At 58.7% G+C, this 14,123-nt stretch carries 10 protein-coding genes and 1 pseudogene; 5 read left to right on the top strand and 6 right to left on the bottom strand.

Annotated features, from left to right (window positions below; all coding sequences use genetic code 11):
• Window positions 1–18 precede the first annotated feature (18 nt).
• Both ansP and FHC51_RS16895 read right to left on the bottom strand, forming a co-directional pair.
• Window positions 19–1,515 (bottom strand): L-asparagine permease, encoded by a 1,497-nt coding sequence (gene ansP, locus FHC51_RS16900; protein ID WP_220436134.1) that lies wholly within the window; start codon window positions 1,513–1,515, stop codon window positions 19–21.
• Window positions 1,516–1,741: 226 nt separating this feature from the next.
• Window positions 1,742–2,632 (bottom strand): LysR family transcriptional regulator, encoded by an 891-nt coding sequence (locus FHC51_RS16895; RefSeq protein ID WP_220436133.1) that lies wholly within the window; start codon window positions 2,630–2,632, stop codon window positions 1,742–1,744.
• A 110-nt stretch (window positions 2,633–2,742) separates the two neighbouring features.
• Here FHC51_RS16895 and FHC51_RS16890 point away from each other — a divergent pair, with 110 nt between their 5' ends.
• A complete protein-coding gene (locus FHC51_RS16890) occupies window positions 2,743–3,141 on the top strand; it encodes a cupin domain-containing protein (protein ID WP_103822034.1) in 399 nt (132 codons plus the stop codon).
• On the opposite strand, the gene FHC51_RS16885 is transcribed toward FHC51_RS16890, so the two are convergent.
• The 4 genes from FHC51_RS16885 to FHC51_RS16870 all read right to left on the bottom strand — a co-directional run bounded on the left by FHC51_RS16885 (window position 3,113) and on the right by FHC51_RS16870 (window position 8,734).
• Window positions 3,113–4,420 carry an HdeD family acid-resistance protein gene (locus FHC51_RS16885; protein WP_220436132.1) on the bottom strand — a complete coding sequence of 436 codons (1,308 nt, stop codon included), beginning with the start codon at window positions 4,418–4,420 and terminating at the stop codon, window positions 3,113–3,115. The genes FHC51_RS16890 and FHC51_RS16885 overlap by 29 nt on opposite strands.
• Before the next feature lie 2 nt (window positions 4,421–4,422).
• The gene (locus tag FHC51_RS16880; RefSeq protein ID WP_220436131.1) at window positions 4,423–5,670 is read right to left on the bottom strand and encodes an MASE1 domain-containing protein; all 1,248 of its coding nucleotides are present in this window, start codon (window positions 5,668–5,670) and stop codon (window positions 4,423–4,425) included.
• 135 nt (window positions 5,671–5,805) lie between these two features.
• A complete protein-coding gene (locus FHC51_RS16875; protein ID WP_220436130.1) occupies window positions 5,806–7,050 on the bottom strand; it encodes an MFS transporter in 1,245 nt (414 codons plus the stop codon).
• Window positions 7,051–7,198: 148 nt separating this feature from the next.
• On the bottom strand, window positions 7,199–8,734 hold the full coding sequence (locus tag FHC51_RS16870) for a methyl-accepting chemotaxis protein (RefSeq protein WP_220436129.1): 1,536 nt from the start codon (window positions 8,732–8,734) through the stop codon (window positions 7,199–7,201).
• 346 nt (window positions 8,735–9,080) lie between these two features.
• On the opposite strand from FHC51_RS16870, the gene FHC51_RS16865 reads away from it, so the two are divergent.
• The 4 genes and pseudogenes from FHC51_RS16865 to FHC51_RS23005 all read left to right on the top strand — a co-directional run bounded on the left by FHC51_RS16865 (window position 9,081) and on the right by FHC51_RS23005 (window position 14,120).
• On the top strand, window positions 9,081–9,620 hold the full coding sequence (locus FHC51_RS16865) for a (d)CMP kinase (protein ID WP_220436128.1): 540 nt from the start codon (window positions 9,081–9,083) through the stop codon (window positions 9,618–9,620).
• Window positions 9,621–9,730: 110 nt separating this feature from the next.
• Entirely contained in the window at window positions 9,731–10,726 is a 996-nt protein-coding gene (locus FHC51_RS16860) for an LLM class flavin-dependent oxidoreductase (protein ID WP_220436127.1), read from the top strand.
• Complete coding sequence (locus tag FHC51_RS16855) at window positions 10,723–11,844, top strand: amidohydrolase (RefSeq protein WP_220436126.1); 1,122 nt, start codon at window positions 10,723–10,725, stop codon at window positions 11,842–11,844. The genes FHC51_RS16860 and FHC51_RS16855 overlap by 4 nt, the downstream gene beginning before the upstream one ends.
• A 15-nt stretch (window positions 11,845–11,859) precedes the next feature.
• Window positions 11,860–14,120 (top strand): annotated as a pseudogene (locus FHC51_RS23005) (NtaA/DmoA family FMN-dependent monooxygenase).
• Window positions 14,121–14,123: the final 3 nt, after the last annotated feature.

Below are 14,123 nucleotides of genomic sequence, written 5' to 3'. Positions count from 1 at the left end.
CCTTTTTAATTGAAGCGATTAACGCGACGTCTCTTCCACCAGCGGACCGTCGAGCTTGTCTTCATCCGGGTGCTTTGGCGCGGTGCTGTGGACCGCATGCACGCGCTTGCGCACACCGAACCAGCCCGCCACCAGCAGGATCGCCAGCAGCGGGATGGTGGCGATGGTGTAGGTGCCGTTCGGATAGTCGAACGCCATCAGCACCAGCACGCTGAACAGGAAGAGCAGGGTCAGCCAGGAGGTGACCGGCGCGCCCGGCATTCTGAAGCTTACCGGAGCGGCGGTGCCTTCTTTGATCGCCTTGCGCAGACGCATCTGGCACACCACGATAAAGGCCCAGGAGGCGATAATGCCCAGCGCCGCAACGTTCAAGACAATCTCAAAGACCTGGGACGGCACCAGATAGTTCAGGAATACGCCAAAGACATAGACCACCAGCGTCGCCAGAATGCCCGCGTATGGCACCTGCTGCTTGCTCATTTTCGACATAAACCGCGGTGCGGAGCCGCCCATCGACATGGAGCGCAGAATACGCCCGGTGGAGTAGAGACCGGAGTTCAGGCTGGAGAGCGCCGCGGTCAGCACCACGATGTTCATGATGCTGCCCACGTACGGCACGCCGAGCTTCGAGAAGAAGGTCACGAAGGGGCTCTGGCCCGCCTGATAGGCGTTCCACGGCAGGAGCAGAACCAGCAGCACCACGGAGCCGACATAGAAGAGGCCGATACGCCAGATAACGCTGTTAATCGCTTTGGGTACGGTTTTCTCCGGCTCTTTACATTCGCCCGCCGCGGTGCCCACCAGTTCAATGGAGGCAAAGGCGAACACCACGCCCTGGACCAGCACCAGGGCAGGCAGCAGGCCGTGCGGGAAGAAGCCGCCGTTATCGGTGATCAGGTGGAAGCCGGTCATGTTGCCATCCAGCGTTTTGCCGCTGCCGAGGAACACGGTGCCCACCACCAGGAAGATGACGATCGCCAGCACTTTTACCAGCGCAAACCAGAACTCCATCTCAGCGAACCACTTTACGCCGATCATGTTCATGGTGCCGACAATCGCCAGCGCGCCAAGGGCAAACACCCACTGCGGCACATCGCCAAACGCGCCCCAGTAGTGCATATAGAGGGCCACGGCGGTGATATCCACGATCCCGGTCATCGCCCAGTTAACAAAGTACATCCAGCCCGCCACGTAAGCGGCTTTCTCACCGAGAAACTCACGGGCATAAGAGACGAAGCTGCCGCTGGAGGGGCGGTGTAACACCAGCTCGCCAAGGGCACGCAGAATAAAGAAGGAGAAGATCCCGCACACCAGATAGACCAGTGCCAGAGCCGGGCCAGCCATCTGCAGACGTGCGCCTGCACCTAAAAACAGCCCGGTACCGATAGCGCCGCCGATGGCAATCATCTGCACCTGACGGTTGCCCATCGCCTTGTGATAGCCCTCTTCGTGGGCGTTCAACCAGCGACGTTTCGCAGCGTGATGATCGGCTGCGCTTTTATTGCTTGTTTTCATTGAGTTACCTGTTTGCCTGTCTGAATCAAGAACATCGTGTCCATAACCGGCGGTCGACAATACAAACGATTGCTCTCGCGCGGAAATATTCTGCCTTTCCAGTCATTCTGCGTATGGATAAGGCAAAACATGGCGAAGCATCCTACCTGCAATTAATAAACGACGCAAAAAATAACGGCGTGAAAGTGATGCATGCTGAAGTAAATATTTTGTGCCGGATAGCAGGCTAGTTTCGACGTAACGCCGCCACCAGTAAGGCAAAGGCGGTGGTGTGCTGGCGGCGGCTGGGGTAGTAGAGGTGGTAGCCATCAAACACCGGGCAGTATGCCTCCAGCGTACGGACCAGCCGCCCACGATCGATGGCCTCCTGTGCTGTTTCCTCCGGGACATAGGCCAGCCCCAGGCCCGCCTGTGCGGCATCCAGACGCTGGGGCAGGCTATTCAGGATAAGCTGTCCCTCTACCCGGACGCGGATCTCCTCTCCCTCATGGACAAACTCCCAGGCATACAGGCCACCCCGCGTCGGCAGGCGCATGTTGATGCAGCGGTGATCCGCCAGCTGCTCGGGGGTTTGCGGTTCTCCGTAGCGGGCAAAATAGTCCGGAGAGCCGACCACTGCCATCCGCATGTCCGGCGCGATGCGCACCGCAATCATATCCTTCGCAACCTGCTCCCCCAGGCGCACCCCGGCATCAAAACGCCCGTCGACGATATCCGTCAGGCCGTTATCTATCGTCATCTCTACATTGATGTCCGGGTACTGAACCATAAAGGGTTTGAGCACCGGCCACAGCACCGCGCTCATCGCATGCTCCCCTGCGGTGATGCGGATATTACCCGCCGGTATATCCCGCATATTGCGCAGCGCGGTTAGCGCCTGTTCCATCTCCAGCAGGTGGGGGCTTAAGCGCATAATGAGCTGCTCGCCCGCTTCGGTGGGGGCCACGCTGCGGGTGGTTCGGGTAAGCAGGCGCATATCCAGCCGGGCTTCGAGGTTGCGCATGGCATGGCTGAGGGCAGACTGGGAGACGCCAAGCTGGGCCGCAGCGCGGGTAAAACTGCGCTCCCGGGCGACCACCATAAATGACAGCAGGTCGTTAAAGTTCTCTTTCAGCATCAGGATTTCCGCATATATGAATTTGATTCATCATTCCTTTCTGATTATGCAGTCTAATCCTCGTCACCGGCATGCGCTACTGTTAACGCAACAGCAAACGAGGAGTCAGCATGAAAATTATCCGCAGCGGTTCATTACCTTCCGTCCGGGGACCAGAGGCCTGGTTTACCGGCACCGTACGTATCGACGCACCTTTTCAGGCCACCGAGCCCGCGAAAGTGGGCGGGGCGACCGTCACTTTTGAACCCGGGGCGCGCACCGCGTGGCATACGCATCCGCTGGGGCAGACGCTGATCGTTACCCAGGGTCGCGGCTGGCTACAGGCGTGGGGTAAAGAGGCTGAAGTCCTGAATCAGGGCGATATCGCCTGGATCCCGCCGGGCGTTAAGCACTGGCACGGTGCCTGCGCGCAGACCGCGATGACCCATATCGCCATCGCCGAAGCGGTGAACGGCAGCCCGGTGGACTGGCTGGAGAAAGTCACCGACGAGCAGTATCCGCAGGGGTAGAAAATCGGTTTTTGATAAAGGTGATCAGCGAAACGCCATTGGGATGCACAATGGCGTGCAGCGCCCGGGTATAGTCAAGCACCAGCCCGGGCGTCCAGGCCATATTGGTGGCGCGTTTGCGCAGCTGCGCGGCGATCCACAGCTCCGGAATGAGCAGCAGCCGCAAAAAACCGCCCCGGGTACAGCGCTCTTTCAACACGCCATCCAGAGCCGCTTCAAGAGCATACGCCACGCTGCTGGAGCAGTTGCGCCAGGTGAGGTTATAGGTTTCGGTCTGGCGGTACTGCGTCCAGAAACTGTTAAGCGACGCCGCATTAAAAATGGAGAAGTGGATTTTGCGGTCGGACTCGCACCAGATCCCCGCCTCATAGCGATAGTTCGGCTGGTATTTTCCCGCCACGGTATTCGCTTCCACCGCTTTAAGCAGATTAAAAAACTCGGAGGGGGAACGGTCGATCTCCGCTGCCGGATAGAGGCTGATGTAGAGGTGGGGAGGGCACTCCAGCGCCGCATGGCCGGTGGATATCACCCCGTTAGCATCCACGGCGGCGATATAGCGGTTAATGACCGGGCGCGGCAGGGTCTGCTGTTTTGCCGATCCTTCCGGGGTCCAGACATGCACAATCAGCTGATTGCCCGGCGTGTTTGTCACGGTGGGCGGCAGCGCCTCGCGCCGGGCGGGGATCAACGTCTGCGGGGCGAGAATATCAAATACCGAGCGGCCATGACGGACCTGCCGCATCCGCAGGGAGAGGAGCACCGACTGCACCCCGCCGGTGAGCATGACCATGCCGATAAACTGCGAGACGGTGCCGTCATGCTGCGTTGGAAAGGGCAGGAACAGAAAAATGGCGAACAGGATCTGTGCCACCCCTGCGAGCAGCGCTCGCCGCCAGTGGGTAAAGCGCACCACCACGGCAGAGGCGATGGTGAACAGGCCGGTAATGAAGTACGCCAGCCCAAAGACGATAGCCAGCGCCAGCGTGCCGTCGTGGCGTCCGGATAAAATCAACATGGCGATGAGCAGAAACAGACCGCCCTTGAAGTAAAAGATGCCGCGCTGGGTTCCTTTCGCCGCCGACCCTAATGTCAGGGATACCAGACTGTCGAGCAGCAGAAACAGGCCAAAGATATGCAGCGGAAAGTGCAGCCCGCCCTGCAAACCATCGATAAAAATGGCCAGCCCAAGCCCGCCCCAGAGCACGCCTGCCAGCATAAAGTAAGGTGCCGCTTTCCGGACAAATGCCGCACCGGCGAGCAAAAAGGCGATCTGCAGCATCGTTAAACCTCCTCCTGCGGCGTGGTCTGAAACAGGCTTCCTCTCTCGCCGGACCAGAAGGCGACAATCACCGGGCGATCCTTATCCGCCATCAGCAGCATATTGCGCTCTGTTATCGACACCGGTGGGCGGTCCGCCAACGCCAGGCTAAAACGAAAGGGCTCGGTTACGGGCTGACCCTGCGCCACCGCCTGCCAGCGGGCAACCATCTGTTGCTTCTGCTTTGCATCGGGAACCCGGGCGAGCAGGGCTTCCCGGCTGGTGAGCGGGGCTAATGCGGCACTGAGGCGCGGGTCGGCATGAGACTCCCAGACCAGACGACCGCTTTCAGGATCCAAAGAGTACGCCACGCCCTGAAAACGGCCATCCCCTGGACGGTGTGTTTTCTGGGCGCGGATAAAGACCAGCAGCAGGGCGGCCGCGGAAAGGTAGCACTGTGCCAGCAATATCGACTCTTCCGGCGTCAGGCGGGCAAAATAGAAGGGGCCGGTCTCCCGCCATGAGGCGTAGATAACCACCGCGCTAAAGAGAATAAAGGCCAGCGACGCCAGACGATTACCGCACACCACGGTGGTTGCGGTCAGCAGGATCAACGGCAGGCAGGCCAGGGAGTAAATCAGGGCGATATTGTCGCCGCGATCGGGCACATCGCTAAAGATGAACAGGGTCGCCAGCAGTATGGCGAACACTAAACAGACCCCCAACAGCGACTCGCGCCGCGCCGCTTTATCACCCGGGGCCAGCAGGCCCATCAGCGGCGGGGTGACAAACAGCGTGCCGGTGACGTTGGCGCCCCAGGCGAGCCAGAACCAGCTCATCTGAAGGGTGCCGGCAAGAGAAGAGAGCCAGATCGTCCCTGCGAGCGCGTTCAGGGTACTGAAGACGACCGTGGCAATCGTCCAGGTGACGATCTTATGCAGCCGATCGTAATGCCGTGAAAAGTGGTGCACCGACCAGGCAATCCCCAGATGGCTGGTCAGTGAAAGCGCCCCCAGCACCAGGGAGACATGGAAGGTATGGTGAAAGGTGAGCCCCAGCACCAGACGGGCAAGAAACAGGACCAGCCACAGCGCGAGCCATTGCTTTTTTGCACTCAGCAAAAAGGCGGTGACGGCAACACCTGAAGGTAGCCAGATAAAAGCCGTCCGGATGTCTGGGCCGTCGAGACAGAGCGACAGCCATCCCAGGAGATAGTAGAGCGCGCCCCAGGCGAGTAAGGAATACGCTGACGTCAGTTTCGCTGCTTTCATCCAGGCTCCCGGCGGCGGTTATCGCTTTAAAAAGATATGACCTTTTCGCCGGGTTAGCCATTTTTGCCGGGATCGGTACTGCGTATTAGTCAAACCCCGATCTCATGCCTTGCACCCGATATTCACGCGTGTTGGTCAAATATCAGAGGGCTGTTCTGCCTTTTTGGGTGACGGGCGTCGAACAAACAGCAATACGGCAGCTAATGTCAGTAACGGGATACCATGAAAAATGACAATAACCAGCGCGGGGGTAAACCAGATATAGAATGGCGCGACAATTAACATACCCACGCCAAATCCGGTCATTTGCAGCAGCGTCATCAGGCTAAAAACAGGCAGCCTTAATGATTCAGGCTCGCGTTGAATACGCGAGATCAGACTGACGTCCGCCAGACCATCTCCCACCCCGGCCACAGCGATAAACATCAGTGCCAGCGGAAGGGCAGTCTGTTGAAAGGTAAAGATAAAACCAAGGGACATAAACGCCACGCCATAAAAAAACAGCCGATCTGTACGCATCTCGCAGCGCACTAACAGGTGGTTTGCCAGACGCGCCCCGGCGAATTTTCCACTGGCCCAGACTGCCAGCAAAAGGCCCATTGTTTTCCCGGCTGATGCGGGTGTAAAAAGCGCAGAAATGATGGGGAAACCTACGTTATGGGCAGCACTGCCCAGGGTATCGGCCATGGTTACCAGCAACATGCCTGCCAACAGCGGAGCCGTCCGAAGCCCTGTGACCAGATTTCGCCACTCTTTACGCTGCTGTGTTGACTCATCAGCAACAGGCTGCACCAAAAAGCGTAACGGCAGTACGCACAAACCCGCCACCAGATAAGTCACAATATTCGCGGCAAATACAATCTGGTAGCCGCTGGTCGCCAGAAGAATACCGGATACAAGGCTTCCGGTAACCGCTCCCGTCGCAGAGGCAGAGGTTAACCAGGCGTTTGTGGATACACGTCGGGACTCATCAATCCACAAGGGCAGCTGACTGTTAAGCCCGATAGCGAACATCGAATTTCCCAGCCCAATACCCAGCGCAATCAAAGGCAAGATATAAAGCTGGGTCGTCTCAGGCAAAATTAACAGCGAGGCTAACAGCGCAGCGCGTATAACATCAAAAGCCACTAAAGGCAGGCGGCCATGAAAGCGGCGGAAAAAAGGCACACCGACAGCACTTGCAATGATGCCTCCCGTCACCCGGCAGGCCAGAAAGATACTCACATGCGTTACGCTCTGGCTCAGCAAGTACACATAGGTGGACAGCACAACCATATTCAGGAAAGCACCAAAATCAGAGATAAACCTGGCCATAATGATTAAGCCGCTGTTTCTGGCGGAACGGGTATTCACTCTTTCGTCTGGCAGTTCATCACTCATTCAGGTTTCCCTTGTGGAAAACAGCGACAGGTATCTGTCTGATTACGCATGGTTTAACATATTCTTAACCTGAATGCGCTTTCCATCAAGTCATCTTCAGTTGGCGTGCGACCACCGTCTGTTTTTTTATCGTCTTACCCCATCACTTTTAGCCGCCAAACACCGCAATCGCCTGTTGCAGGCGGGTGGTGCGCTGGGTGAGGTGGTTGGCCGCCTGAGTGACATGCTCGACCATCCCGGTATTGTTATGGGTCATTACCCCGATACGGGAGATGGATTCATTAATCAGGCTCAGGGCCTGGGTCTGCTCCTGGGTAGCGTGTCCTATCTCCTTAATAAGCGATGACATGTTCAGTACGTTGCCAATCATGGTGGTCAGCTGCGCTTCGGTCTGCGCTACCATATCCACCCCGGCATTGACGCTGGCGACGTTTTTCTCGATAAGCGCGGCGATCTCTTTCGCCGCCGACGCGGAGTGCTGGGCCAGATTACGCACCTCGGCGGCCACCACCGCAAAACCGCGTCCGGCTTCTCCGGCGCGGGCCGCTTCCACCGCGGCATTGAGCGCCAGAATATTGGTCTGGAAGGCGATCCGGTCGATCACCGCGATAATATCGACGATCTGGCCGTTATCCTTTGATACCGACTGCATCACGCCGATGGTTTGCTTCATCACGGCTTCGCCACGGTACGGGCTGGCGCTGGTCTGGTCCGCCATCTGGATAGCCTGTTCTGCCGTATCTGCGGTCTGCTGAACCGCGCTGGCTATCTCTTCCACCGCCGCGGCCGTCTGCTGCAGATCGTCCGCCGTCTCTTCGGATCGCGCCTGCAGGGCATCGCCTTCCTTCGCCACCTGCTGGCTGATAGCGCGAATACCGCTGATTTGCGTCCCCACATCATCCACCAGTGAATTGAGGTTTAAGCCGGACTGGTTAACCAGCCGCATCATTAAGCCTATTTCGTCGACACGTTCAAAATGGGTATAGGCCGTTTTGCGCCCGGAAACCACGCACTGCATCTTTTTGACGATGGTTTTTAACGGGCGACAAATCTGGGCATTAAGAAATAAGCCCTGCAAAATAAAGAGGAGCCCCAGCGCCGCAATTTGAATTAATCCGCCGGGGAGAGATAAAGAAACGGCAAAGGCGAGCAGGGCGGTTATCCCAAGGGAGTAATTAATCCGTTTTGCCGTGCTGAGCCGTTTAAATAGCGAGAGAAAGGAAAATAGTCCCCGGCGAACCAGCACCCCTTTATAAAAGCGGTGGCCTTTTACATGATTATTACGCACCCGCTCATAGAGCGCTTCACTGGCATCTATCTCATGGCGCGCGGGAATATTGCGCACCGAGATATAGCCGGTAAGCGTGTCATTCTGATAAACCGGCGTGACGTTGGCGCGCACCCAGTAGTGATCCCCGTTGTGACGGCGGTTCTTTACCAGTCCCGTCCAGCTCTCACCCTCGTGCAGGGTAAACCACATATCGGCAAACGCCTCTGCAGGCATATCCGGGTGGCGGATCACATTATGAGGTTCACCAATAAGATGTTCTTCTTTATAACCGCTGGCATCAATAAAGGCCGAGTTCGCGTAAGTAATATGGCTCTGGATATCGGTGGTCGACATTAAGGTCGAGCCTTCGTTAAGCAAATACTCGTTTTGTGTAACGTGATTGTTACGCCTCATAAATAACTCCGGGGTGATGTCTGCATAAAGCGAAGCCGCCCAAAAAAGTTCAGGCAAGGTAAAATTGTTATTCTTAAATATTACGACGGGCGTATTCTCCACAAAATTTAAAAAATTATAAAGCGCCTGAATTAACTATTTTTTCAGTTTCATCTGGGCTCATGTAATAAAAATGCAATCAATAAAGTGCAGGCGGAAAACAGAGCGGTAAATAAATCGACTTAAGCCAAATGAAAAGGGGTTAATCAAGCCATGATGTAAATCACACCTTTCGGAATAGCGTTTCATTAACAATGATAAAACATTATGATGGTTAACAACGGTTATCCAATCTTCAGGTGAGACGATGAAAATTAATATTATTGGCACCAGCGGCAGCGGCAAGAGCACGCTCGCCCGCCGGATCGCCACGGAACTGGCGCTGCCCTGTATCGAAATGGATACCCTCTACTGGCTTCCGGAGTGGCAGGGCACCCCGGACAATATTCTCGTTGCGAAGCTGGAAGCCGCCCTCAGCGCAACCCCTGGCTGGGTGCTGGACGGCAACTATAACCGCACCCGGCCCATAAAATGGCGCGACGTGGATCTGGTGGTGTGGGTGGATTACGGCCTGGCCCGCACCCTGCGTCAGGCGGTGACGCGGGCGGTAAAGCGCGCCTGGACGCAGCAGGAGCTGTGGCCTGGCACCGGTAACCGGGAGAGCTTTCGCCGCTCCTTTTTGAGTCGCGAGTCGATCCTGCTCTGGACGCTGAAAACCTGGCGTAGCAACCGGGCGCGCTACGAGGCGGATATGCGCAACCCCTCTTATGCCCATATCCGCTTCGTCCGCATCACCACCCGACAACAGGCCGAAGCGCTGCTCGCGGAGTTGCGTACAGCGCGCTAACCCGCCGCGGTATTTCTGAAATATGGCAAACCAAATGTAAATTAATTGTTTCTCAGCGGTGAAATCGCCCCTTAATAATGGCGACATGTTTAGTCAAACGAGATTGCAACATGTCCTGGCGAATCAGCATTCTGGATAAAAGTCCTGTCGCAGAACACGAAACGGCCGCCGATGCGCTGGCCCGCACCCTGAGCCTAGCGCAGCAGGCGGAGACGCTGGGTTATCACCGCTTCTGGATTGCCGAACACCACAACACCCCGCAACTGGCGAGCCCGTCCCCGGAGCTGCTGATTGCCTGGATCCTCGGGCAGACCCGGCGCATTCGCGTCGGCTCCGGTGGGGTCATGCTGCAACACTACAGCCCGTACAAAGTGGCGGAAAACTTCAACCTGCTGGCGGCCATTGCCCCGGGGCGTGTGGATCTGGGCGTCGGCAAAGCACCCGGCGGACTGCCGCTCTCGACAAAGGCGCTCCAGCTCGGCCTCAACCCGCAGGAGAAGGGCGATTTCGCCGCACAGCTGGCGCAGCTGGATGGCTGGATCAACCCAGGTTCAGAGGAGGGGGCGGTACGTGCCACCCCGCGGCCACAGGTGCCTGCCGCCGGTTTTCTGCTGGGTGCCAGCGTGGAGAGCGCGCGTCTCGCCGCCCGCCTCAACTGGGACTTTGTTTTTGCCGCCCATCTGAATGGCGACCCCGATCTTCTGCGTGAGGTCATTGAGACCTGGCGCGCCCACAGCGCCCGGGAGGTGATTGTCGCGGTGCAGGCCATCGTTGCCCCCACACAGGCGCAGGCTGGTGCGCTGGCAAGCGCAGTAGAAGTGTGGGGCGTTGAGTTGGCCAACGGCCAGCGGGTGACCGTCGCCAGCGAAGAGCAGGCCTACGCCTTTGCCCGCCAGGCGAACAGCGAGCCGCTGCGCATCGCTCGTCGCGCCCAGTCCCTGCTGGTGGGCACTGCGGAGTCGGTGCTGGAACAGCTGGAGGCGTTGCATCAGCAGTGGGGCATCGACGAGTTCATCATCGACACTCCGATCGCCGACGGCGCTGCGCGGGTGCAGTCCCTGCGCCTGCTGGCCCAGGCCCGCCAGCAACGGGAGGTGGCGGTATGAGCCTGGAGCAACAGCTGATCGCCTGGCGCCGCGAGCTGCACCAGAACCCGGAGCTTTCCGGCGAGGAGGTAGAAACCACCGCGCGCCTGCGCCTGTGGCTGGGTGATGCCGGGATCGCCGTCCTGCCCTATGACCTGCAAACCGGCGTGGTCGCCGAGGTAGGGAGGGGTGAAAAACAGATTGCCCTGCGCGCCGATATCGACGCCCTGCCGATTGAGGAGCGCAGCGGGGTGGCGTTCACCTCCCGGCGTGCCGGGGTGATGCACGCCTGCGGCCATGACATTCACACCAGCGTGATCCTCGGCGCGGCCTTGCAGCTGAAAGCACGGGAAGAGGCGCTCAATGGCCGGGTGCGGATCCTGTTCCAGCCCGCGGAGGAGAACTTTGGCGGCGCCAAAAGCCTGGTGCGCGCCGGGGCCCTGCGCGACGTCAGCGCCATCTTCGGCATGCATAACGAACCCGGCTTGCCGGTCGGACACTTTGCCACCCGCGGCGGCCCGTTCTACGCCAACGTTGACCGCTTCGTGTTGCGCATTACCGGTAAAGGTGCTCACGCCGCCCGCCCTCATGAAGGTCACGACGCCATCGTGACCGCCAGCCAGCTGGTGACGGCCCTGCAAAGCGTTGCCAGCCGCAACGTCAACACCCTCGATTCGGTGGTGCTGAGCGTGACGCGCATTACCGGGGGCAACACCTGGAACGTGCTGCCGGAGAACGTCGAGCTGGAAGGCACGTTACGTACCCATCGCACCGAAGTGCAGCAGAACGTGAAGGCCCGGGTGGCTGAAATCGCCGCCGGGTTTGCCGCCGCCTTTAACGCGCAGATCGACATCACCTGGTATGCCGGGCCTACCGCGCTGGTCAACGACGCCAACTGGGCCGAGTTTGCCACCTCGGTGGCGCGTGAAACCGGCTATGAGACCCGGCAGGCCGAGCTGCATATGGGCGGGGAGGATTTCGCCGTCTACCTGCAGCAGATCCCCGGCGCCTTCGTCAGCATCGGCAGCGCCAGCCAGTATGGATTGCATCATCCGGCCTTTAACCCGGACGAAGCCTTCATCGCACCCGCCGCGCGCTATTTCGCCCGGCTTGCAGAAAAAGCACTGAATCAACTTTAAGGGTAAGGAGTCACTATGACCGCAACACGACAGCTGCGTCTGGGCACGATATTGCATGGCGCGTCGGGGAATTTGTCGGCCTGGCGCCACCCGGCAGCAATCGCCGATGCCAGCATCAATTTTGATTTCGTCAAAGAGACGGCCCTGAAGGCCGAAGCGGGCAAGCTCGACTTTATCTTTGTTGCGGATGGCCTCTACATCAACGAGAAGTCGATCCCGCATTTTCTCAACCGCTTTGAGCCCCTGACCGTGCTGTCGGCGCTGGCGACCGTCACCTCCCGCCTGGGGCTGGTGGGGACATTATCTACCTCCTACAGCGAGCCGTTCACCGTGGCGCGCCAGTTCGCCAGCCTCGATCACCTGAGCCATGGCCGGGCGGGCTGGAATGTGGTCACTTCGCCGCTGGAGGGGTCAGCAAAAAATTTCTCCCGGGATAAGCACCCGGAGCACGCCCTGCGTTACCGCATTGCCGACGAATATCTCGACGTGGTGAAAGGGCTGTGGGACTCCTGGGAGGGCGACGCCTTTGTGCGTAACAAAGCGACCGGGCAGTTCTTCGATCCGCAAAAGCTGCACACCCTCGATCACCACGGGGATTTCTTTAAGGTGGCCGGGCCGCTGAACATTGGCCGCACGCCGCAGGGCAGGCCGATTATCTTCCAGGCCGGCGCCTCGGACGATGGCAAAAGGCTGGCGGCGAAACATGCCGATGCCATCTTTACCCACCATGACACCTTTGACGAAGCCCGGGCGTTCTGGCACAACGTGAAAAGCCAGCTTAAACAGCATGGCCGTCGGGAGGACGAACTGCACATCTTCCAGGGGGTAAGCGTCATCGTCGGGAAAGATGATGACGACGTGGAGCAGCAGTACCAGACCACCGCCGCGCTGGTCTCCATCAACGATGCCCTGAACTATCTTGGCCGCTACTTTGAGCATCACGATTTCAGCCAGTATCCGCTGGACGAGGCCTTCCCGGACATTGGCGATCTGGGGAAAAACAGCTTGCGCAGCACCACCGACGAGATCAAGCGCAACGCCCGGGAGCGCAACTTAACCCTGCGTCAGGTGGCGCTGGAAGCCGCCTCGCCGCGCCCGCGTTTTTCCGGCACCCCGGAGCAGGTGGCCGACGGTTTACAGCAGTGGTTTGAAGGCCATGCGGCGGATGGCTTCATTATTCAGGGCGGTACGCCGGATACCTTCCCGCGCTTTGTTGACCAGGTGGTGCCGCTGTTGCAGGCGCGCGGCCTGTTCCGCACTGAATACCCCGGTACCACCCTGCGCGAGAGTCTGGGTTTAGCGCAGCCCGTTAATCAGTTCACAAAACAATAAGAGAACCTGCCATGAAACAATCATCGCTTATTCTGGCGCTTGCGCTGGCCTTTACCCCTGCCGTCTGGGCAGAGAACGTCACGATTAACGGCACCGGGGTGAGCCTCGAGGCCAATAAAACACCGATCAACACGGCAAAAAATCCGCAGGCCATCGCCCAGTTGCCCGCCAGCTTTAAACCGGTAGTACCGGGAAAATTCACCGTGGCGATTGCCGGCTTGAGCCAGCCGCCGCTGACGGTCTTCGCCGATGACAACAAAACCCTGATCGGCAGCGAGGCCGACATTGCCCGCCTGGTGGCCGACAGCCTCGGGCTGGAGCTGAACGTCGTGCCCACCTCCTGGGAAGACTGGCCGCTGGGCGTCGCCTCCGGGAAATACGATGCGGCAATCAGCAACATCACCGTCACCAAAGAGCGTAAAGAGAAGTTCGATTTCGCCACCTACCGTAAAGATTCGCTGGGCTTCTACGTGAAATCCACCAGCCCCATCAAGAAACTTGAGAAGGCGGAGGATATCGCCGGGCTGCGGATCATTGTGGGCTCCGGCACCAACCAGGAGGCGATCCTGCTGGCGTGGGATGCGGAGAACCAGAAGAAGGGGCTGAAGCCGTTCACGCCGATCTACACCAAAGATGATGCCGCCCAGACCCTGGCGCTGCAGTCCGGTCACGCGGATGCCTATTTTGGCCCGAACGTGATTGGCGCATGGAAAGCGGCTCTGAACGGTAAAACCAAACTGGTGGGCAGCGTGGATGGCGGCTGGCCGAAAGCGGCCCACATCGCCGTGACCCTGAAAAAAGGCAGTGGCCTGGCAGAGCCGGTGCAGACCGCCCTCAACGGCGTGATCAAGAACGGCGACTACGACAAGGTGCTGAACCGCTGGGGTGAAGGTGTGGAACGTATTCCTCATTCGGAAGTTAACCCGGCCGGTCTTGGCGACTAAGGA

It is taken from the genome of Leclercia sp. EC_58 (assembly GCF_019584355.1).
In the GTDB taxonomy this organism is placed as follows: Bacteria; Pseudomonadota; Gammaproteobacteria; order Enterobacterales; family Enterobacteriaceae; genus Enterobacter.
This window is presented reverse-complemented; position numbering and strand designations above follow the sequence as displayed.